This is a genomic window from Pseudomonas sp. MWU16-30323, assembly GCF_020515595.1.
Lineage (GTDB): Bacteria > Pseudomonadota > Gammaproteobacteria > Pseudomonadales > Pseudomonadaceae > Aquipseudomonas > Aquipseudomonas yamanorum.
Map to the genome: position 1 here is coordinate 1 of NZ_JAIWYM010000026.1, position 22280 is coordinate 22280.

At 55.3% G+C, this 22280-nt stretch carries 20 protein-coding genes and 4 tRNA genes; all 24 read left to right on the plus strand.

Annotated elements, in window-relative coordinates; genetic code table 11:
• The first annotated feature begins 97 nt into the window (after positions 1-97).
• The 24 genes from birA to rplB all read left to right on the plus strand — a co-directional run bounded on the left by birA (position 98) and on the right by rplB (position 22275).
• Positions 98-1057 (plus strand): bifunctional biotin--[acetyl-CoA-carboxylase] ligase/biotin operon repressor BirA, encoded by a 960-nt coding sequence (gene birA, locus LIY45_RS23630; RefSeq protein WP_226477787.1) that lies wholly within the window; start codon positions 98-100, stop codon positions 1055-1057.
• The gene (locus LIY45_RS23635) at positions 1047-1796 is read left to right on the plus strand and encodes a pantothenate kinase (protein WP_226477788.1); all 750 of its coding nucleotides are present in this window, start codon (positions 1047-1049) and stop codon (positions 1794-1796) included. The genes birA and LIY45_RS23635 overlap by 11 nt, the downstream gene beginning before the upstream one ends.
• 7 nt (positions 1797-1803) lie before the next feature.
• Complete coding sequence (locus tag LIY45_RS23640) at positions 1804-2250, plus strand: hypothetical protein (RefSeq protein ID WP_017476321.1); 447 nt, start codon at positions 1804-1806, stop codon at positions 2248-2250.
• A 143-nt stretch (positions 2251-2393) separates the two neighbouring features.
• Positions 2394-2478: transfer RNA gene (locus LIY45_RS23645), tRNA-Tyr, on the plus strand.
• Positions 2479-2501: 23 nt separating this feature from the next.
• Positions 2502-2575, plus strand: a tRNA-Gly gene (locus LIY45_RS23650).
• 26 nt (positions 2576-2601) lie between these two features.
• Positions 2602-2677, plus strand: a tRNA-Thr gene (locus tag LIY45_RS23655).
• 163 nt (positions 2678-2840) lie between these two features.
• Positions 2841-2916 (plus strand) — tRNA-Trp (locus tag LIY45_RS23660).
• Positions 2917-2961: 45 nt separating this feature from the next.
• Complete coding sequence (secE, locus tag LIY45_RS23665) at positions 2962-3330, plus strand: preprotein translocase subunit SecE (protein ID WP_003210099.1); 369 nt, start codon at positions 2962-2964, stop codon at positions 3328-3330.
• A 9-nt stretch (positions 3331-3339) separates the two neighbouring features.
• On the plus strand, positions 3340-3873 hold the full coding sequence (nusG, locus tag LIY45_RS23670; protein WP_003176436.1) for a transcription termination/antitermination protein NusG: 534 nt from the start codon (positions 3340-3342) through the stop codon (positions 3871-3873).
• A gap of 117 nt (positions 3874-3990) precedes the next feature.
• On the plus strand, positions 3991-4422 hold the full coding sequence (rplK, locus tag LIY45_RS23675; RefSeq protein WP_003210097.1) for a 50S ribosomal protein L11: 432 nt from the start codon (positions 3991-3993) through the stop codon (positions 4420-4422).
• Positions 4422-5117, plus strand: coding sequence for a 50S ribosomal protein L1 (gene rplA / locus LIY45_RS23680; protein WP_003176434.1), 696 nt, complete (start codon positions 4422-4424; stop codon positions 5115-5117). Before rplK ends, rplA begins: the two co-directional genes overlap by 1 nt.
• A 198-nt stretch (positions 5118-5315) precedes the next feature.
• On the plus strand, positions 5316-5816 hold the full coding sequence (gene rplJ, locus LIY45_RS23685) for a 50S ribosomal protein L10 (protein ID WP_010174464.1): 501 nt from the start codon (positions 5316-5318) through the stop codon (positions 5814-5816).
• Positions 5817-5894: 78 nt separating this feature from the next.
• Positions 5895-6260, plus strand: coding sequence for a 50S ribosomal protein L7/L12 (gene rplL, locus LIY45_RS23690; RefSeq protein WP_003210093.1), 366 nt, complete (start codon positions 5895-5897; stop codon positions 6258-6260).
• Positions 6261-6480: 220 nt separating this feature from the next.
• On the plus strand, positions 6481-10554 hold the full coding sequence (gene rpoB, locus LIY45_RS23695; RefSeq protein ID WP_017476319.1) for a DNA-directed RNA polymerase subunit beta: 4074 nt from the start codon (positions 6481-6483) through the stop codon (positions 10552-10554).
• Positions 10555-10618: 64 nt separating this feature from the next.
• Positions 10619-14818, plus strand: a complete 4200-nt coding sequence (gene rpoC / locus LIY45_RS23700; protein ID WP_017476318.1) for a DNA-directed RNA polymerase subunit beta' — start codon at positions 10619-10621, stop codon at positions 14816-14818.
• Between the two features lie 216 nt (positions 14819-15034).
• A complete protein-coding gene (gene rpsL / locus LIY45_RS23705) occupies positions 15035-15406 on the plus strand; it encodes a 30S ribosomal protein S12 (protein WP_002555494.1) in 372 nt (123 codons plus the stop codon).
• Between the two features lie 118 nt (positions 15407-15524).
• On the plus strand, positions 15525-15995 hold the full coding sequence (gene rpsG, locus LIY45_RS23710; RefSeq protein WP_002555493.1) for a 30S ribosomal protein S7: 471 nt from the start codon (positions 15525-15527) through the stop codon (positions 15993-15995).
• A gap of 30 nt (positions 15996-16025) precedes the next feature.
• The gene (gene fusA / locus LIY45_RS23715) at positions 16026-18131 is read left to right on the plus strand and encodes an elongation factor G (RefSeq protein ID WP_010174505.1); all 2106 of its coding nucleotides are present in this window, start codon (positions 16026-16028) and stop codon (positions 18129-18131) included.
• A 30-nt stretch (positions 18132-18161) separates the two neighbouring features.
• Entirely contained in the window at positions 18162-19355 is a 1194-nt protein-coding gene (gene tuf / locus LIY45_RS23720) for an elongation factor Tu (RefSeq protein WP_003210085.1), read from the plus strand.
• Positions 19356-19496: 141 nt separating this feature from the next.
• Complete coding sequence (gene rpsJ / locus LIY45_RS23725; RefSeq protein ID WP_003210084.1) at positions 19497-19808, plus strand: 30S ribosomal protein S10; 312 nt, start codon at positions 19497-19499, stop codon at positions 19806-19808.
• Positions 19809-19889: 81 nt separating this feature from the next.
• Positions 19890-20525, plus strand: a complete 636-nt coding sequence (rplC, locus tag LIY45_RS23730; RefSeq protein WP_003194649.1) for a 50S ribosomal protein L3 — start codon at positions 19890-19892, stop codon at positions 20523-20525.
• 12 nt (positions 20526-20537) lie between these two features.
• Complete coding sequence (rplD, locus tag LIY45_RS23735; protein WP_003210082.1) at positions 20538-21140, plus strand: 50S ribosomal protein L4; 603 nt, start codon at positions 20538-20540, stop codon at positions 21138-21140.
• A complete protein-coding gene (gene rplW, locus LIY45_RS23740) occupies positions 21137-21436 on the plus strand; it encodes a 50S ribosomal protein L23 (protein WP_002555488.1) in 300 nt (99 codons plus the stop codon). Before rplD ends, rplW begins: the two co-directional genes overlap by 4 nt.
• 14 nt (positions 21437-21450) lie before the next feature.
• Complete coding sequence (gene rplB, locus LIY45_RS23745; protein WP_003210080.1) at positions 21451-22275, plus strand: 50S ribosomal protein L2; 825 nt, start codon at positions 21451-21453, stop codon at positions 22273-22275.
• Positions 22276-22280: the final 5 nt, after the last annotated feature.

A 22280-nucleotide genomic window follows, 5' to 3' on the forward strand; every position in this document is an offset into this window, starting at 1 on the left:
AAAGACTGTCAGTGTCTTGAATGCTAAAGTCCTGCCTTTCTATGCAATGGCCTTACGCATGGCTATCATGCGTGCCTCATTGTGAGGCGAGACTTGCATGCTGACGTTGTTGAAACTTCTAAAAGATGGTCGATTCCACTCTGGGGAAGCGCTTGGTGCTGCCTTGGGCGTCAGTCGCAGCGCTGTATGGAAGCAGCTTCAACATCTCGAGGCGGAGTTGAATCTACCTATCCATAAAGTTCGCGGCAGGGGATATCAATTGGCTACGCCTCTGGTTTTGCTGAGTGCTGATGAAATTGCTCGGCACGTGCCGGTTCCTGCATGGCCTGTTCATATCTCAGACTCCATTGACTCTACTAATGCCGAGGCATTGCGTCTTATCGGGGCCGGTCACACTGCGCCGTTTCTTGTGCTTTCAGAGCAGCAAACTGCCGGCAGGGGGAGGCGCGGGCGCAAGTGGGTCAGCCCTTTCGCTCAGAACGTGTATTACAGTCTCGTGCTGCGAATCGACGGCGGAATGCGTCAGCTGGAGGGCCTAAGTCTCGTAGTCGGGCTTGCAGTTATGCAGGCGCTACGGGATGCGGGTGTTCGCAATGCTGGATTAAAGTGGCCAAATGACGTTTTGGTGGGGCAGAAAAAGATCGCCGGAATTCTCCTGGAACTGATAGGGGATCCCGCTGATGTTTGTCATGTCGTCCTCGGTATCGGCATTAATGTGAATATGCAGAAAGCAGATGAGGTCGATCAGCAATGGACCTCCATGCAGCTGGAGACTGGCAATGCTGTCGATCGTAACTACCTGGTAGCGCGTCTTGGTGTACAGCTGCAGGCTTATCTTGATCGACACAGGTTGTCCGGCTTTTCCGCGATCCAGGGTGAGTGGGAACAGAGCCATTTATGGCAGGGCCGGCCGGTATCGCTCATCGCTGGTGTGAATCAGATCGATGGAGTGGTATTGGGGATCGACGGGCAGGGTGCGTTAAGGTTGAGCGTGGACGGTGTCGAAAAAGTCTATAGCGGTGGTGAGCTAAGCCTGAGGTTGCGTGATGATTCTTGAGCTCGACTGTGGGAATAGCTTTATCAAATGGCGGGTGCTTGAGTCAGATAACGCGCGCATCTTTGCCGAGGGCGTCGTCGGGTCGGATGCTTCGTTGATCGACAGTCTGTTCGCTCTCACGGGGCTTGCGCTAAGGGACTGTCGGCTGGTGAGTGTTCGGGCCTCGGATGAGACGAATCAGCTGGTGGCTACCCTGGTGGAGGCGTTTGGCGTGAAGGTCCTCTGTGCTGCTTCGGCAAGGCAGATGGGTGGGGTTCGGAACGGGTACGAAGACTTCGAGCGCCTTGGGCTGGATCGCTGGCTCGCAATGTTGGGTGGTTTTCAGTTGGCGCGGGGTGCGTGCCTGGTGCTTGATTTTGGCACTGCAGCAACAGCGGACTTCATTGCTGCGGACGGTGAGCATCTCGGAGGCTTTATTTGCCCCGGCATGCCGCTGATGCGTAACCAGTTGCGAACACATACGCGAAAAATACGCTATGACGATATTGCCGCCGAGCGCGCCCTTGAGGCTCTGTCTCCGGGGCGTACAACCGTGGAGGCGGTAGAGCGTGGCTGTACGCTCATGCTGAGAGGGTTTGTACTGACTCAGCTGGAATTGGCTCGAAGCTACTGGGGGGGCGACTTCACTGTCTTTCTCACCGGCGGCGACGCCGAGTTGGTGGCTGACGCGGTGCCTCATGGGAGGCTCGTCCCTGATCTGGTTTTTGTTGGCTTGGCGATGGCGTGCCCTTTGTCCTGAGGTTTTTATGCGTTGGCTGTTTCTGCTTTTGCTGGTCCTCAATGTCTTCTATTACATCTGGCATCAGCAGGAGGCTCCTCTGCGCGCTAAAGATGTCACGCCTTTGGCGCTCTATCGTGGCTCTCAGCAAGATATCAAGCTGCTAAGCGAATCGGCTGATGCGATGGTGCGGCGAGACAAGGCAAAGACGCTTGAAGCGCAGCCCACATGTCTGTACATCGGCGGCCTGGCCGATCAGAAAGAGGTCGAATCCGTTGAGCAGCGCCTTACAAGCCTTGATATAAAGGTCAAACTGCAATCTCTGAGCCTGCCTGATGCTCCCGGGTACTGGCTGCGAGTAGCCCCTGAAAGCAGGCGCTTGGCCGACGATCTGCCCTTTGAAAACCTTGCTAATGAATTCAATGAGTTAAAACATAAAATAATGCCGTGCGAAGGCATTGCAACCTTCGAATAGTTTGCATAGAATGGCGCCCGCTTCGCAGTGAAGACCTCTTGGGTCGACAAGGTGGAACGAAGGTCAACGCAGCTAACCTCATATTTTTAAATGAGAAAGTGGTTGACAGAAGGCTGGCATGATGTAGAATGCCGGCTCGCTTAGGAGGGGTTCCCGAGCGGCCAAAGGGATCAGACTGTAAATCTGACGTCTACGACTTCGAAGGTTCGAATCCTTCCCCCTCCACCATTTTAGCGTGAGCTGCAAGCTCCGCGGGTATAGTTTAGTGGTAGAACCTCAGCCTTCCAAGCTGATGATGCGGGTTCGATTCCCGCTACCCGCTCCAGGTTTGCAGGTTGTGCAAGTTGTTTCGCTCTTGTAGCTCAGTTGGTAGAGCACACCCTTGGTAAGGGTGAGGTCAGCGGTTCAAATCCGCTCAAGAGCTCCATATAACAAGGCAGATATGAAAATATCTGCCTTTGTTTTAACAGCTACCTCTGATTGATTCTGTGCTCTCTCGTGATTTTGTTTGGGTAGGTTGCGGGTTCGCAGGGGTTTGTTGTTGTAAAGTCTTTTTCAGATCGGCATAATTGTCGGCCTGATTTTGTTTTAGGTCAGTAGCTCAATTGGCAGAGCGACGGTCTCCAAAACCGTAGGTTGGGGGTTCGATTCCCTCCTGACCTGCCAGATTCACTTGGTGTGTCTGGCTTTCTTTTCACAGGATCTTCATAGATGACTCCTAAGGCTGAAGCTCAAGGCTCTCGCTTCGATCTGCTCAAGTGGCTTGTAGTAGTCGCTGTTGTGGTGGTAGGCGTTGTTGGCAACCAGTACTACTCTGGGTCGCCAATCCTGTACCGTGTCCTCGCATTGCTCGCCCTCGCTGCTGTCGCTGCCTTTGTTGGCCTGCAGACTGCAAAAGGCAAGTCGTTTGCGGTCCTGGTGAAGGAAGCTCGTACCGAGATCCGTAAAGTCGTTTGGCCGACTCGCCAAGAAACCACGCAGACCACGTTGATCGTGGTAGCTGTTGTTCTGGTTATGGCGTTGCTGTTGTGGGGGCTCGACTCCCTGCTCGGCTGGCTTGTTTCCTTGATTGTTGGCTAAGGGTGTCCCGTGGCTAAGCGTTGGTACGTTGTGCATGCTTACTCGGGTTACGAGAAGCATGTCATGCGCTCTTTGCTAGAGCGCGTAAAGCTGGCAGGCATGGAAGATGGCTTCGGCGAAATTCTGGTTCCCACTGAAGAAGTGGTTGAAATGCGTAATGGCCAGAAACGCAAAAGCGAGCGCAAGTTCTTCCCTGGCTACGTGCTGGTTCAAATGGACATGAATGAGGGTACTTGGCACTTGGTCAAGGACACTCCTCGCGTCATGGGTTTCATCGGCGGTACCGCTGATAAACCTGCTCCGATCACTGACAAAGAGGCAGAAGCAATTCTGCGCCGCGTTGCTGACGGTAGCGACAAGCCCAAGCCGAAGACTTTGTTCGAGCCGGGTGAGGTTGTTCGTGTTACAGATGGTCCGTTTGCAGATTTTAACGGCACTGTCGAAGAAGTTAACTACGAAAAGAGCCGGATCCAAGTGGCAGTGCTCATTTTCGGTCGCTCTACTCCGGTAGAGCTAGAGTTCAGCCAGGTCGAAAAAGTCTAGCTGAGCAAGCATCCCAACCCCGCAGCCTTAGGCTGTGGGGTTTTGTCGTCACTGGGATAAACGCGCAAGTAACCGGGGAGCCTTTCGAGGCGTTCGAACCCGTAATTGGAGTGCCTCATGGCCAAGAAGATTACCGCTTACATCAAGCTGCAAGTGAAGGCCGCTCAGGCCAACCCAAGCCCACCTGTTGGTCCAGCTCTGGGTCAGCACGGCGTGAACATCATGGAATTCTGCAAGGCCTTCAACGCCCGTACTCAGGGTATTGAGCCAGGTCTGCCGACTCCAGTGATCATCACTGTATACAGCGACCGTAGCTTCACCTTCGAAACCAAGTCGACCCCGGCTTCGGTTCTGTTGAAGAAAGCTGCTGGTCTGACTAGCGGTTCCGCTCGTCCTAACACCGTTAAGGTTGGCACCGTGACCCGTGCTCAGCTGGAAGAAATCGCGAAAACCAAAAACGCGGATCTGACTGCAGCTGATATGGATGCAGCCGTGCGTACCATCGCCGGTTCTGCTCGTAGCATGGGCCTTAACGTGGAGGGTGTGTAATGGCTAAGCTGACCAAGCGCCAAAAGGCTATCGCCGGCAAAATCGAAGCGGGCAAGTCCTACAACTTTGTAGATGCTGCTGCTCTGCTGACCGAGCTGTCGACTGTCAAGTTCAGCGAGTCTGTTGACGTTGCTGTAAACCTGGGCGTTGACCCACGTAAATCCGACCAGGTCGTTCGTAGCGCTACTGTGCTGCCACACGGTACTGGCAAGACTGTACGTGTAGCTGTCTTCACCCAAGGCCCAGCAGCTGAAGCTGCTCTGGCCGCCGGCGCTGATCGCGTTGGCATGGACGACCTGGCTGCCGAAATGAAAGGCGGCGACCTGAACTATGACGTCGTAATTGCTTCCCCGGATGCAATGCGCGTTGTAGGTCAGTTGGGTCAGATCCTCGGTCCACGTGGTCTGATGCCTAACCCTAAAGTCGGCACCGTAACTCCAGACGTAGCTACCGCGGTTAAAAACGCCAAGGCTGGTCAGGTTCGTTATCGCACCGACAAAAACGGCATCATTCACACCTCCGTTGGCAAAGTCGGCTTTGATGCCGTCAAGCTGAAGGAAAACGTTGAAGCCCTGATCGCTGATCTGAAGCGTATCAAGCCAGCTTCCTCGAAAGGTATCTACGTCAAGCGCGTTACCCTGAGCACCACTATGGGCCCAGGTCTGGTCATCGACCAAGGCTCGCTGGACGTATAAGACACAAATTGGCGCAAGTAATTGCGCCAATTGAAAGATTGGGGTCCCTGCCTGGCGGGGGCTATCCAAGACCGTAGGCGACGCAAGTCTTAAACCACAAGCCTACGCAGATGGTGCTCCCGGTTCCTTACCGAATCAGACACCAAAACGACATCCGGCCCTGGCCAGATGAAACGGTAACAAGCAGGAGTTAAACCCGTGGCAATTAATCTCGAAGACAAGAAGGCCATCGTCGCTGAAGTCAACGAGGCTGCCAAAGCTGCTCTGTCCGCTGTCGTGGCTGATGCCCGTGGTGTGACAGTAGGCGCTATGACCGGACTCCGTAAAGAGGCTCGTGAAGCTGGCGTATACGTACGTGTTGTACGTAACACCCTGCTCAAGCGCGCTGTTGCTGACACTGAATACAGTGTCCTCAACGACGTGTTCACCGGCCCGACTCTGATCGCGTTCTCCAAAGAACATCCAGGCGCTGCTGCCCGTTTGTTCAAAGAATTCGCCAAGAGTCAGGATAAGTTCGAGATCAAGGCAGCTGCGTTCGAGGGCAAGTTCCTCGCAGCTAACCAAATCGACGTACTGGCAACACTGCCGACCCGTAACGAAGCTATTTCTCAGCTGATGAGCGTGATTCAAGGCGCTACCAGCAAGTTGGCTCGTACTCTGGCCGCAGTTCGCGAGCAAAAAGAAGCTGCCGCAGCCTAAGGCTGAGCATCTCCTCTCGCGTATTTTTGTTTATTTCGATGGCCGCGTAGGCCGTCCCCCAATTCAGGAATTACAGCAATGTCTATCTCCCAAGACGATATCCTCAACGCCGTAGCTGAAATGTCGGTTCTGCAGGTTGTTGAGCTGATCAAAGCTTTCGAAGAAAAATTCGGTGTTTCCGCTGCCGCTGCTTCGGCTGGCCCAGCTGTTGCTGCTGTTGCTGCTGAAGAGCAAACCGAATTCAACGTCATGCTGCTGGAAGCTGGCGAGAAGAAAGTAAACGTGATCAAGGCAGTACGTGAACTGACCGGTCTGGGCCTGAAAGAAGCCAAGGCAGTAGTTGACGGTGCCCCTGCCCAGGTTCTGGAAGCAGTGTCGAAAGACGCAGCTGACAAAGCTAAAGCAGTGCTGGAAGAAGCAGGCGCTAAAGTCGAGCTGAAGTAAGCATCGACCTTGCGTCTCCAGCCCAAGCGTTAAGCTGAAGGCTGATGGCTGGTGGCTCTTGCCACCGGCCTTTTTCCGTTATTGGCAATCGACTCGGTCGTCGCCTCTAACGCGCTGTAACCACCCGATGCGGTGGTGCAAACCATGGGGTTTGCAAGATTTTCTGGCTGCTCCCGTCGGGAGGGGCCAAACAAGCAGGTGACCAAGCTGGGGAACGCTGATGGCTTACTCATATACTGAGAAAAAACGTATCCGCAAGGACTTTAGCAAGTTGCCGGACGTCATGGATGTCCCGTACCTTCTGGCTATCCAGCTGGATTCGTATCGTGAATTCTTGCAGGCGGGAGCGACCAAAGATCAGTTCCGCGACGTGGGCCTGCATGCGGCCTTCAAATCCGTTTTCCCGATCATCAGCTACTCCGGCAATGCTGCGCTGGAGTACGTCGGTTATCGCCTGGGCGAACCGGCATTTGATGTCAAAGAATGCGTGTTGCGCGGTGTTACGTACGCCGTACCTTTGCGGGTAAAAGTCCGTCTGATCATCTTCGACAAAGAGTCGTCGAACAAAGCGATCAAGGACATCAAAGAGCAAGAAGTCTACATGGGTGAAATCCCCCTGATGACTGAGAACGGTACCTTCGTTATCAACGGTACCGAGCGCGTTATCGTTTCCCAGCTGCACCGTTCCCCGGGCGTGTTCTTCGACCACGACCGCGGCAAGACGCACAGCTCCGGCAAGCTCCTGTACTCCGCGCGGATCATTCCGTACCGCGGTTCGTGGTTGGACTTCGAGTTCGACCCGAAAGACTGCGTGTTCGTGCGTATCGACCGTCGTCGCAAGCTGCCGGCCTCGGTACTGCTGCGTGCGCTCGGCTATACCACTGAGCAAGTGCTGGATGCCTTCTATACCACTAACGTATTCCACCTGAGTGGCGAAACCCTCAGCCTGGAACTGGTGCCTCAGCGCCTGCGTGGTGAGATTGCCGTTCTGGACATCCAGGACGAAAAAGGCAAGGTCATCGTTGAAGCCGGCCGCCGTATCACCGCGCGCCACATCAACCAGATCGAAAAAGCCGGTATCAAGACGCTGGAAGTGCCTCTGGACTATGTTCTGGGTCGCACCACCGCCAAGGTCATCGTGCACCCGGCCACCGGCGAAATCCTGGCTGAATGCAACACCGAGCTGAACACCGAGATCCTGGCGAAAATCGCCAAGTCCCAGGTTGTTCGCATCGAGACCCTGTACACCAACGACATCGACTGCGGTCCGTTCGTCTCCGACACCCTGAAGATCGACTCCACCAGCAACCAATTGGAAGCGCTGGTCGAGATCTATCGCATGATGCGTCCTGGCGAGCCACCCACCAAAGACGCTGCCGAGACCCTGTTCAACAACCTGTTCTTCAGCCCTGAGCGCTATGACCTGTCTGCGGTCGGCCGGATGAAGTTCAACCGTCGTATCGGTCGTACCGAGATCGAAGGTTCGGGCGTGCTGTGCAAGGAAGACATCGTCGCGGTACTGAAGACCCTGGTCGACATCCGTAACGGTAAAGGCATCGTCGATGACATCGATCACCTGGGTAACCGTCGTGTTCGCTGCGTAGGCGAAATGGCCGAGAACCAGTTCCGCGTTGGCCTGGTACGTGTTGAGCGTGCGGTCAAAGAGCGCCTGTCGATGGCAGAAAGCGAAGGCCTGATGCCGCAAGACTTGATCAACGCCAAGCCAGTGGCTGCGGCGGTGAAAGAGTTCTTCGGTTCCAGCCAGCTCTCTCAGTTCATGGACCAGAACAACCCGCTCTCCGAGATCACCCACAAGCGCCGTGTTTCCGCACTGGGCCCGGGCGGTCTGACCCGTGAACGTGCAGGCTTTGAAGTTCGTGACGTACACCCGACTCACTACGGTCGCGTATGCCCGATTGAAACGCCGGAAGGTCCGAACATCGGCCTGATCAACTCCCTGGCTGCTTATGCGCGCACCAACCAGTATGGCTTCCTCGAGAGCCCGTACCGTGTGGTGAAAGACGCACTGGTCACCGACGAGATCGTGTTCCTGTCCGCCATCGAAGAAGCTGATCACGTGATCGCTCAGGCTTCGGCCACGATGAACGACAAGAAAATGCTGATCGACGAGCTGGTAGCTGTTCGTCACTTGAACGAGTTCACCGTCAAGGCGCCGGAAGACGTCACCTTGATGGACGTATCGCCGAAGCAGGTAGTTTCGGTTGCAGCGTCGCTGATCCCGTTCCTGGAGCACGATGACGCCAACCGTGCGTTGATGGGTTCCAACATGCAGCGTCAAGCTGTACCGACCCTGCGCGCTGACAAGCCGCTGGTAGGTACCGGCATGGAGCGTAACGTAGCCCGTGACTCCGGCGTTTGCGTCGTGGCTCGTCGTGGTGGCGTGATCGACTCCGTTGATGCCAGCCGTATCGTGGTTCGTGTTGCCGATGACGAAGTTGAAACTGGCGAAGCCGGTGTCGACATCTACAACCTGACCAAATACACCCGCTCCAACCAGAACACCTGCATCAACCAGCGTCCGCTGGTGAGCAAGGGTGATCGGGTTCAGCGCAGCGACATCATGGCAGACGGTCCGTCCACCGATATGGGTGAGCTGGCACTGGGCCAGAACATGCGCATCGCGTTCATGGCCTGGAACGGTTACAACTTCGAAGACTCCATCTGCCTGTCCGAGCGTGTGGTTCAGGAAGATCGCTTCACCACGATCCACATTCAGGAACTGACCTGTGTGGCTCGTGACACCAAGCTTGGGCCAGAGGAAATCACTGCAGACATCCCGAACGTGGGTGAAGCTGCACTGAACAAGCTGGACGAAGCCGGTATCGTTTACGTAGGTGCTGAAGTTGGCGCAGGCGACATCCTGGTAGGTAAGGTCACTCCGAAAGGCGAGACCCAACTGACTCCGGAAGAGAAGCTGTTGCGTGCCATCTTCGGTGAAAAAGCCAGCGACGTTAAAGACACTTCCCTGCGTGTACCTACCGGTACCAAGGGCACTGTCATCGACGTACAGGTCTTCACCCGTGACGGCGTTGAGCGTGATGCTCGTGCACTGTCCATCGAGAAGACTCAACTCGACGAGATCCGTAAGGACCTGAACGAAGAGTTCCGTATCGTTGAGGGCGCGACTTTCGAACGTCTGCGTTCCGCCCTGGTAGGCCACAAGGCTGAAGGCGGCGCAGGTCTGAAGAAAGGTCAGGACATCACCGACGAAGTACTCGACGGTCTTGAGCACGGCCAGTGGTTCAAACTGCGCATGGCTGAAGATGCTCTGAACGAGCAGCTCGAGAAGGCCCAGGCCTACATCGTTGATCGTCGCCGTCTGCTGGACGACAAGTTCGAAGACAAGAAGCGCAAACTGCAGCAGGGCGATGACCTGGCTCCAGGCGTGCTGAAAATCGTCAAGGTTTACCTGGCAATCCGTCGCCGCATCCAGCCGGGCGACAAGATGGCCGGTCGTCACGGTAACAAAGGTGTGGTCTCTGTGATCATGCCGGTTGAAGACATGCCGCACGATGCCAATGGCACCCCGGTCGACGTCGTCCTCAACCCGTTGGGCGTACCTTCGCGTATGAACGTTGGTCAGATCCTTGAAACCCACCTGGGCCTCGCGGCCAAAGGTTTGGGCGAGAAGATCAACCGTATGATCGAAGAGCAGCGCAAGGTTGCTGACCTGCGCAAGTTCCTGCACGAGATCTACAACGAGATCGGCGGTCGCAACGAAGAGCTGGATACCTTCTCCGACCAGGAAATCCTGGATCTGGCGAAGAACCTGCGCGGTGGCGTTCCAATGGCTACCCCGGTGTTCGACGGTGCCAAGGAAAGCGAAATCAAGGCCATGCTGAAACTGGCAGACCTGCCAGAAAGCGGCCAGATGCAGCTGTTCGACGGCCGTACCGGCAACAAGTTTGAGCGCCCGGTTACTGTTGGCTACATGTACATGCTGAAGCTGAACCACTTGGTAGACGACAAGATGCACGCTCGTTCTACCGGTTCGTACAGCCTGGTTACCCAGCAGCCGCTGGGTGGTAAGGCTCAGTTCGGTGGTCAGCGTTTCGGGGAGATGGAGGTCTGGGCACTGGAAGCATACGGTGCTGCTTACACTCTGCAAGAAATGCTCACAGTGAAGTCGGACGATGTGAACGGTCGGACCAAGATGTACAAAAACATCGTGGACGGCGATCACCGTATGGAGCCGGGCATGCCCGAGTCCTTCAACGTGTTGATCAAAGAAATTCGTTCCCTCGGCATCGATATCGATCTGGAAACCGAATAACACGTGACGCGAATCGAGAGCGGGGCTGTTTAGCCCGCTCTCTGCTCCGCCAGGAGGAAAGGCCTTGAAAGACCTACTGAATTTGCTGAAAAACCAGGGTCAAGTCGAAGAGTTCGACGCCATCCGTATTGGATTGGCATCGCCTGAGATGATCCGTTCGTGGTCGTTCGGTGAAGTTAAAAAGCCGGAAACCATCAACTACCGTACGTTCAAACCAGAACGTGACGGCCTGTTCTGCGCCAAGATCTTTGGCCCGGTAAAGGATTACGAGTGCCTGTGCGGTAAGTACAAGCGCTTGAAGCACCGTGGTGTGATCTGCGAGAAGTGCGGCGTTGAAGTCGCACTGGCCAAGGTTCGTCGTGAGCGCATGGCGCACATCGAACTGGCTTCGCCGGTTGCCCACATCTGGTTCCTGAAATCGCTGCCGTCCCGTATCGGCTTGCTGATGGACATGACCCTGCGTGATATCGAACGCGTTCTCTACTTCGAGAGCTATGTCGTTATCGATCCAGGCATGACCACCCTTGAAAAAGGTCAGCTGCTCAACGACGAGCAGTACTTCGAAGCGCTGGAAGAGTTCGGCGACGATTTCGATGCCCGCATGGGTGCCGAAGCTGTCCGTGAACTGCTGCACGCTATCGACCTGGAACACGAGATTGGCCGTCTGCGTGAAGAAATTCCGCAAACCAACTCCGAAACCAAGATCAAGAAGCTGTCCAAGCGTCTGAAGTTGATGGAAGCCTTCCAGGGTTCCGGCAACTTGCCAGAGTGGATGGTGCTGACCGTTCTGCCGGTTCTGCCGCCAGACCTGCGTCCGCTGGTACCGTTGGATGGCGGTCGCTTCGCGACTTCCGACCTCAACGACCTGTACCGTCGCGTGATCAACCGTAACAACCGCTTGAAGCGTCTGCTCGACCTGTCCGCTCCGGACATCATCGTGCGCAACGAAAAGCGTATGTTGCAAGAAGCTGTCGATGCCCTGCTCGACAACGGTCGTCGTGGCCGCGCTATCACCGGTTCCAACAAGCGTCCTCTGAAATCCCTGGCTGACATGATCAAGGGTAAGCAAGGTCGTTTCCGTCAGAACTTGCTCGGTAAGCGTGTTGACTACTCCGGTCGTTCGGTAATTACCGTAGGCCCGACCCTGCGTCTGCACCAGTGCGGTCTGCCGAAGAAGATGGCTCTCGAGCTGTTCAAGCCGTTCATTTTCGGCAAGCTGGAAATGCGTGGTCTCGCGACCACCATCAAGGCCGCCAAGAAAATGGTCGAGCGCGAACTGCCAGAGGTTTGGGACGTTCTCGCTGAAGTGATCCGTGAACACCCGGTTCTCCTCAACCGTGCACCGACCCTTCACCGTCTGGGTATCCAGGCGTTTGAACCGGTACTGATCGAAGGTAAGGCTATCCAGCTGCACCCTCTGGTCTGTGCTGCGTACAACGCCGACTTCGACGGCGACCAAATGGCCGTGCACGTACCGCTGACGCTGGAAGCCCAGCTGGAAGCGCGTGCGTTGATGATGTCGACCAACAACATTCTGTCGCCAGCCAACGGTGAGCCAATCATCGTTCCGTCGCAGGACGTTGTATTGGGTCTGTACTACATGACTCGTGAAGCGATCAACGCCAAGGGCGAAGGTCGTGTGTTCGCGGATCTGCAGGAAGTTGACCGTGTGTTCCGTGCCGGCGAAGCCGCACTGCACGCCAAGGTTAAAGTCCGCATCCACGAAACCATCAACGATCGTGACGGTGGCAGCGTCAAGAACACCCGTATCGTCGACACCACTGTCGGCCGTGCGCTGTTGTTCCAGGTTGTTCCACCTGGCCTGTCGTACGACGTGGTCAACCAGCCAATGAAGAAAAAGGCGATCTCCAAGCTGATCAACCAGTGCTACCGCGTGGTTGGTTTGAAAGAGACCGTTATCTTCGCTGACCAGTTGATGTACACCGGTTTTGCTTATTCGACCATTTCCGGCGTTTCCATCGGTGTTAACGACTTCGTTATCCCGGACGAGAAAGCCGCCATCATCGGTGCTGCTACCGATGAAGTGAAAGAGATCGAAAGCCAGTACGCCTCCGGCCTGGTAACCCAGGGCGAGAAGTACAACAAAGTGATCGACCTTTGGTCCAAGGCCAACGACGAAGTGTCGAAGGCGATGATGTCGAACCTCTCGAAAGAGCGCGTTATCGACCGCCATGGCGTAGAAGTCGATCAAGAGTCGTTCAACTCGATGTACATGATGGCCGACTCGGGCGCACGGGGTTCTGCTGCGCAGATCCGTCAGCTCGCCGGTATGCGTGGCCTGATGGCCAAGCCGGACGGTTCCATCATCGAAACGCCGATTACTGCGAACTTCCGTGAAGGTTTGAGCGTACTTCAGTACTTCATCTCGACTCACGGTGCTCGTAAAGGTCTGGCGGATACCGCGTTGAAAACCGCTAACTCCGGTTACCTGACTCGTCGTCTGGTAGACGTTGCACAAGACTTGGTTGTGACTGAAGTTGACTGCGGTACCGAGCACGGTCTGCTGATGACTCCGCACATCGAAGGCGGCGACGTTGTAGAGCCGTTGGGTGAGCGCGTACTGGGTCGAGTAATCGCCCGTGACGTATTCAAGCCAGGTACCGAGGAAATCATCGTTCCTGCCGGCACCCTGGTAGATGAGAAGTGGGTCGAGTTCATCGAACTCAACAGCATCGACGAAGTGATTGTTCGCTCGCCGATCAGCTGCGAAACCCGCTATGGCATTTGCGCCAAGTGCTACGGCCGTGACTTGGCTCGTGGTCACCAGGTGAACATCGGTGAGGCGGTCGGCGTTATCGCTGCCCAGTCCATCGGTGAGCCGGGTACCCAGCTGACCATGCGTACGTTCCACATCGGTGGTGCGGCAAGCCGGACCTCCGCAGCCGACAGCGTTCAGGTGAAGAATGGCGGTACCGTCCGTCTGCACAACCTGAAGCACGTTGAGCGAGTGGATGGCCACCTGGTAGCTGTGTCCCGTTCCGGTGAGCTGGCAATCGCTGATGACTACGGTCGTGAGCGTGAGCGTTACAAGCTGCCGTACGGTGCTGTGATTTCGGTTAAAGAAGGTGACAAGGTCGACGCTGGCGCAATCGTGGCCAAGTGGGATCCGCACACTCACCCAATCGTTACCGAAATGAAAGGTACCGTGACCTACGTGGGCATGGAAGAAGGCATCACGATCAAGCGTCAGACTGACGAATTGACCGGTATGACCAACATTGAAGTACTCGACGCCAAAGACCGTCCAGCTGCGGGCAAAGATATCCGTCCTGCTGTGAAGATGGTTGATGACAACGGCAAGGATCTGTTGCTGCCAGGCACTGACGTTATCGCTCAGTACTTCCTGCCAGCCAACGCCCTGGTCGGTGTTGCGGATGGTGCGAAGATCGCGATCGGTGATGTTATCGCTCGTATCCCGCAAGAAACTTCGAAGACCCGTGACATCACCGGTGGTCTGCCGCGTGTTGCCGACTTGTTCGAAGCTCGTCGTCCGAAAGAAGCGTCGATTCTGGCTGAAGTCAGCGGCACCATCGCGTTCGGTAAAGAGACCAAAGGCAAGCGCCGTCTGGTCATTACCCCGAACGACGGTAGCGATCCGTACGAAGAGCTGATTCCGAAGTGGCGTCACCTGAACGTCTTCGAAGGCGAACAGGTAAACCGCGGCGAAGTTATCTCCGACGGTCCGAGCGATCCACACGACATCCTGCGTCTGCTGGGTGTGAGTGCGCTGGCCAAGTACATCGTTAACGAGATCCAGGACGTTTACCGTCTGCAAGGCGTGAAGATCAACGATAAGCACATCGAGACCATCCTGCGTCAGATGCTGCGTAAAGTTGAAATCGCTGAATCCGGCGATTCGAGTTTCATCAAGGGCGACCAGATGGAACTGACTCACGTACTGGTAGAGAACGAGCGCCTGGCGAACGACGAGAAATTCGTTTCCAAGTTCACTCGTGTGTTGCTGGGTATCACCAAGGCGTCGTTGTCCACTGAGTCGTTCATCTCGGCGGCCTCCTTCCAGGAGACCACTCGCGTACTGACCGAAGCAGCGGTAACCGGCAAGCGCGATTACCTGCGCGGCCTGAAAGAAAACGTGGTTGTGGGTCGTCTGATCCCGGCCGGTACCGGCTTGGCCTACCACAGCGAGCGTAAGCGCCGCCGTGAACTCGACAAGCCGCTGCGCGTAAGCGCCAGTGAAGTGGAAGCTGCACTGACCGAAGCGCTGAACTCAAGCGGTAACTGAGTTCTGCGGTAAATAAGACCGGGCCCTGGCAGCCCCGTTCGTCGGATCGAGACAGATTTGTCCCGGTTCGATGGAGGGGGAGGTCGGGGCCTTGCCTTGACTGGGGACAAGATCCTCTTTAGACTCTTGTACCCCTAAATTTGGCGGGAATTCGTTCCTGCCATTTTGCTTTTCTTGCAAGACAATAGCGTCGCAAGACAACAGTGGAGCTAGTAGATGGCAACTATCAACCAGCTGGTACGTCAGCCGCGTAAGCGTATCGTCGAGAAATCCGACGTGCCTGCGCTGCAGAACTGCCCGCAACGTCGTGGCGTATGCACTCGCGTGTATACCACTACGCCGAAAAAACCTAACTCGGCACTGCGTAAAGTATGCCGTGTGCGCCTGACCAACGGTTTCGAGGTTTCCTCGTACATCGGCGGTGAAGGCCATAACCTGCAAGAGCACAGCGTGGTACTGATCCGCGGCGGTCGTGTAAAAGACTTGCCAGGTGTTCGTTACCACACCGTACGCGGCTCCTTGGATACTTCCGGCGTTAAAGGTCGTAACCAGGGTCGTTCGAAGTACGGTACCAAGAAGCCTAAGTAGTAGCGGCTTTTTGTAAAACTGAATCATCTTATTTTCTGAGTCGATAAGAGTAAGGTCGGAGGCGTCCCGAAAGGGCACCGATTCCGAGCGAACCTGAAGACCGTTTGAGGGCTTATCCATGCCAAGAAGACGCGTAGCAGCCAAGCGCGAAGTGCTTGACGATCCAAAATACGGAAGCCAAATTCTGGCCAAGTTCATGAACCACGTGATGGAAAGCGGCAAGAAAGCCGTTGCCGAACGTATCGTTTATGGCGCGCTGGAAAAGGTTAAAGAACGCAAGAACAGCGACCCCCTGGAAATCTTCGAGAAAGCTCTCGACGCCATCGCTCCGCTGGTCGAAGTGAAGTCGCGCCGTGTAGGCGGTGCTACTTACCAGGTTCCGGTTGAAGTTCGTCCGTCCCGTCGTAACGCTTTGGCAATGCGCTGGTTGGTAGACTTCGCCCGTAAGCGCGGCGAGAAGTCTATGGCCCTGCGTTTGGCTGGCGAACTGTTGGACGCTGCTGAAGGTAAAGGTGCTGCTGTTAAGAAGCGTGAAGACGTGCACCGTATGGCTGAAGCCAACAAAGCTTTCTCGCACTACCGCTTCTAATTCTAGCTTCACTAATTTTGCGAGGGCTTTATGGCTCGTACTACTCCGATTAGTCGCTACCGTAACATCGGTATCGTCGCTCACGTGGATGCTGGTAAAACCACCACCACCGAGCGCGTCCTTTTTTACACCGGCAAAAGTCACAAGATGGGCGAGGTGCATGATGGCGCCGCGACCACAGACTGGATGGTTCAGGAGCAGGAGCGTGGTATTACCATTACTTCTGCTGCTATTACCGCCTTCTGGAAAGGTTCCGAGAAGCAGTACAAAGACGAACACCGCTTCAACGTAATCGATACCCCGGGCCACGTAGACTTCACCATTGAAGTTGAACGTTCCCTGCGCGTACTCGACGGCGCTGTCGTTGTGTTCTGCGGTACCTCGGGTGTTGAGCCTCAGTCGGAAACCGTATGGCGTCAGGCCAACAAGTACGGCGTTCCACGTCTTGTTTACGTAAACAAGATGGACCGTGCTGGTGCAAACTTCCTGCGCGTGATCGGTCAGATCAAGCAGCGTCTGGGTCACACCCCGGTGCCAATCCAGTTGGCTATCGGTTCCGAAGACAACTTCCAGGGGCAGATCGATCTGCTGACCATGGAAGCTGTTTACTGGAACGATGCTGACAAGGGTATGGTTCCTCGTCGTGAAGCTATCCCTGCTGAACTGCAGGAATTGGCTGACGAGTGGCGCAACAACATGGTTGAGGCTGCGGCCGAAGCCAGCGAAGAGCTGATGAACAAGTACCTCGAAGGTGAAGAACTCACCAACGCGGAAATCAAGGCCGCTCTGCGTCAGCGTACTATCGCTGGTGAGATCGTCTTGGCTGTTTGCGGTTCCTCGTTCAAGAACAAGGGCGTTCCCCTGGTTCTCGATGCTGTGATCGACTACCTGCCGGCACCAGTGGATATTCCTGCCATCAAGGGTACTGACCCTGATGACGAGACTATCGAGCTGGAGCGTCATGCAGACGACGCAGAACCGTTCTCCGCTCTGGCATTTAAAATTGCCACTGACCCATTCGTGGGTACCTTGACCTTCGTCCGTGTTTACTCGGGCGTGTTGAACTCCGGCGACGGCGTGATCAACTCGGTTAAAGGCAAGAAAGAGCGCGTGGGTCGTATGGTGCAAATGCACGCAAACGCCCGTGAAGAGATCAAGGAAGTACGCGCTGGTGACATCGCGGCCTTGATCGGCATGAAGGACGTCACCACTGGTGAGACCTTGTGCAACGCTGACAAGCCAATCATCCTGGTTCGCATGGACTTCCCGGAGCCGGTTATTTCGGTTGCCGTTGAGCCTAAGACCAAGGATGACCAGGAAAAAATGGGTATCGCTCTGGGCAAGCTTGCTCAGGAAGATCCATCTTTCCGCGTCAAGACTGATGAAGAGACTGGTCAAACGATCATCTCCGGCATGGGCGAGCTTCACCTGGACATCCTGGTTGACCGGATGCGCCGTGAGTTCAACGTCGAAGCCAACATCGGTAAGCCTCAGGTTTCCTATCGTGAGCGCATCACGAAGAACTGCGAAATCGAAGGCAAATTCGTTCGTCAATCCGGCGGTCGTGGCCAGTTCGGCCATTGCTGGATCCGTTTTGCTCCTGCTGATGAAGGTCAGGAAGGTCTGCAATTCGTGAACGAAGTAGTGGGCGGTGTTGTTCCTAAGGAATACATCCCGGCTATCCAGAAGGGTATCGAAGAGCAGATGAAGAACGGTGTTGTTGCCGGCTATCCGCTCATCGGCCTGAAGGCGACCGTTTTTGACGGTTCTTACCACGACGTCGACTCCAACGAGATGGCGTTTAAGGTGGCTGCTTCCATGGCTACCAAGCAACTGGCCCAGAAGGGCGGTGGTGAGTTGCTTGAGCCAATCATGGCAGTAGAAGTCGTTACGCCTGAAGACTACATGGGTGACGTGATGGGCGACCTTAACCGTCGTCGCGGCATGATCTTGGGTATGGAAGATACGGTTTCCGGCAAAGTGATTCGTGCCGAGGTTCCGTTGGGCGAGATGTTCGGTTATGCGACCGACGTTCGTTCCATGTCTCAGGGTCGCGCAAGCTACTCTATGGAATTCAAAAAATACAACACAGCTCCGGCGCACATCGCTGAAACTGTATCCAAAAAACAAGGCTGATTCAGTCCTTTAGGCAAGGAGTTAATTGTCGTGGCTAAAGAAAAATTTGATCGTTCCCTACCGCACGTAAACGTTGGCACTATCGGCCACGTTGACCACGGTAAAACCACTCTGACCGCTGCTCTGACTCGCGTCTGCTCCGAAGTTTTCGGTTCGGCTCGTGTTGACTTCGACAAGATCGACAGCGCACCAGAAGAAAAAGCTCGTGGTATCACCATCAACACCGCGCACGTTGAATACAACTCGCTGATCCGTCACTACGCTCACGTTGACTGCCCAGGTCACGCCGACTATGTGAAGAACATGATCACCGGTGCTGCCCAGATGGACGGCGCGATCCTGGTTTGCTCGGCCGCTGATGGTCCGATGCCACAAACCCGTGAACACATCCTGCTGTCCCGTCAGGTAGGCGTTCCGTACATCGTGGTTTTCCTGAACAAGGCTGACCTGGTAGACGACGCTGAGCTGCTGGAACTGGTTGAGATGGAAGTGCGCGATCTGCTGAGCACTTACGACTTCCCAGGCGACGACACTCCGATCATCATCGGTTCTGCTCGTATGGCTCTGGACGGTCTTGACGACAACGAAATGGGCACCACTGCCGTTCGTAAACTGGTTGAGACTCTGGACAGCTACATCCCAGATCCAGTTCGTGTTATCGACAAGCCGTTCCTGATGCCAATCGAAGACGTATTCTCGATCTCTGGTCGTGGTACTGTTGTAACTGGCCGTATCGAGCGCGGTATCGTTAAGGTTCAAGATCCACTGGAAATCGTTGGTCTGCGTGACACTACCGTCACCACCTGCACCGGTGTTGAAATGTTCCGTAAACTGCTCGACGAAGGTCGTGCAGGCGAGAACTGCGGCGTTCTGCTGCGTGGTACCAAGCGTGACGACGTTGAGCGTGGCCAGGTTCTGGTCAAGCCAGGTTCGGTTAAGCCGCACACTACCTTCGAAGCTGAAGTGTACGTGTTGAGCAAAGAAGAAGGCGGTCGTCACACTCCGTTCTTCAAAGGCTACCGTCCACAGTTCTACTTCCGGACCACTGACGTGACCGGTAACTGCGAACTGCCGGAAGGCGTTGAAATGGTAATGCCAGGCGACAACATCAAAATGGTTGTCACCCTGATCAAAACCATCGCAATGGAAGATGGTCTGCGTTTCGCTATCCGTGAAGGCGGTCGTACCGTCGGCGCTGGCGTCGTAGCCAAAATCATCGCTTAATAAGTGATGACTTGAAAAAGCCCCCGCTCAGCGGGGGCTTTTTTATTGAGTTGACACCCATATGGGGCGTCTATAGAATTGCGCCTCCTTTTAACGGGCGTGTTGCGCTCGCTGGGAATAGCAGCCGGAGTCTGAAATCCAATGGCAAATCAGCAAATTCGTATCAGGTTGAAGGCTTTTGACCACAAACTGATCGACCAATCCACCCAGGAAATCGTGGAAACCGCGAAACGTACTGGTGCTCAAGTGCGTGGTCCAATTCCACTGCCTACCCGTAAAGAGCGGTTCACCGTTCTGGTCTCCCCGCACGTCAACAAAGACGCGCGTGACCAGTACGAGATCCGTACTCATAAGCGCGTGCTGGACATCGTCCTGCCAACGGATAAAACCGTTGATGCACTTATGAAGCTTGATCTGGCGGCCGGTGTGGAAGTACAGATCAGCCTCGGCTAAGACTTGGGTCTTAGTCGTGTAACGCTCTGAAATGGGCGGCCATAGCGGGTGAAAGCCCCGTACACTCATGAGGTTTACAACATGACTATTGGTGTAGTCGGTCGTAAATGCGGTATGACCCGTATTTTCACCGAAGAAGGTGTCTCCATTCCGGTCACGGTCATTGAGATCGAACCGAATCGCGTCACCCAGTTTAAAACTGAAGAAACCGATGGCTATCGTGCAGTGCAAGTCACTGTCGGCGAGCGTCGTGCTTCGCGTGTGACTGCTGCTCAAGCAGGTCACTTCGCTAAAGCAAACGTTGCAGCTGGTCGTACTGTCATGGAGTTCCGTCTTGAAGACGGCGACTACCAGGCTGGCGATCTGATCAACGCTGAAATCTTCGCCGCTGGTCAACTGGTTGATGTAACCGGTCAGTCCAAAGGTAAAGGCTTCCAGGGTACGATCAAGCGTTGGAATTTCCGTGGCCAAGACAACACTCACGGTAACTCCGTTTCCCACCGCGTCCCGGGCTCTATTGGCCAGTGCCAGACTCCTGGTCGTGTATTCAAGGGCAAAAAAATGTCCGGTCATATGGGCGCTGAGCGCGTGACCGTGCAGTCCCTCGAAGTAGTGCGCGTCGACGCTGAACGCAATCTGTTGTTGGTCAAGGGTGCTGTTCCTGGCGCTACTGGCGGCAACCTGGTTGTACGTCCAGCGGCCAAGGCTCGCGGTTAAGGGGAAGCTGACATGCAATTAAATGTAAATGACGCTCAAGCGATCGAAGTTTCCGAACTGACATTTGGCGGCGAATTCAACGAGACGCTGGTTCACCAAGCAGTCGTGGCCTACATGGCCGGCGGCCGTCAAGGTAGCAAGCAGCAAAAGACCCGTTCCGACGTTCGTGGTGGCGGTAAGCGCCCTTGGCGTCAGAAAGGTACTGGCCGTGCTCGTGCCGGTACTATCCGTAGCCCAATCTGGCGTGGCGGCGGTACCACTTTCGCAGCACGTCCACAGGATCACACCCAGAAGCTCAACAAGAAGATGTATCGCGCAGCACTGCGCTCCATCCTTGCTGAACTCGTGCGTACTGATCGTCTGGTCGTGGTTCAGGACTTCGCTGTTGAAGCGCCGAAAACCAAAGATCTGCTGAACAAGCTGAACGGCATGGGCCTGACTGACGTCCTGATCGTGTCTGAAGCTGTTGATCAGAACCTGTACCTGGCTGCTCGCAACCTGCCACACGTTGATGTACGTGACGTGCAAGGTTCCGATCCAGTTAGTCTGATCGCATACGACAAGGTGTTGATCACCGTGTCGGCCGTGAAGAAATTCGAGGAGCTGCTGGGATGAACCAGGAACGCGTATTTAAAGTTCTGCTTGGCCCGCACGTTTCCGAAAAGGCTACGGTTCTGGCTGACAAGAAAGGCCAGTTCGTTTTCAAGGTTGCAACTGACGCAACCAAGCTGGAAATCAAGAAGGCCGTCGAAAGCCTGTTCAGCGTGAAAGTAGAGCGTGTTACTACCCTGAATGTTCTGGGTAAGAGCAAGCGCACTGCTCGCGGTCTGGGCAAGCGTAATGACTGGAAGAAGGCAGTTATCTCCCTTCAGCCAGGCCAAGATCTCGATTTCAGCAGCAGTGCTGAGTAAGGAAGGGGTGCATCATGGCAATCGTTAAATGCAAACCGACTTCCCCTGGCCGCCGTTTTGTGGTCAAGGTGGTCAACCAGGAGCTGCATAAAGGCGCTCCTCACGCACCGCTGCTCGAGAAGAAATCGAAGACTGGTGGTCGTAACAACAATGGTCGTATTACCACTCGTCACATCGGTGGTGGCCATAAACAGCATTATCGTCTGGTCGACTTCCGTCGCAACGACAAAGATGGCATCGCTGCCACTGTCGAGCGTATCGAATACGATCCAAACCGTACTGCTCACATCGCTCTGCTGCTGTACGCAGATGGCGAGCGTCGCTACATCATCGCCCCTAAAGGCGTGAGTGCTGGTGACCAGCTGATCGCAGGTGCTTTGGCACCGATCAAGCCGGGCAACGCTCTGCAACTGCGCAACATTCCAGTTGGTAGCACCGTACACGGCATCGAATTGAAGCCGGGTAAAGGCGCGCAAATCGCTCGTTCCGCTGGTGCTTCGGCTCAGCTGATCGCTCGTGAAGGTGTCTACGTGACCCTGCGTCTGCGCTCTGGTGAAATGCGTAAAGTACTGGCTGAATGCCGTGCGACCCTGGGCGAAGTCTCGAACTCCGAGCACAGCCTGCGTTCGCTGGGTAAAGCTGGTGCCAAACGCTGGCGTGGCGTTCGCCCAACCGTTCGTGGTGTTGCCATGAACCCGGTTGACCACCCACACGGTGGTGGTGAAGGTCGTACCTCTGGTGGTCGTCATCCGGTATCGCCATGGGGCTTCCCGACTAAGGGCGCGAAGACTCGTGGTAATAAGCGTACCGACAAAATGATCGTCCGTCGTCGCAAGTAAATAGA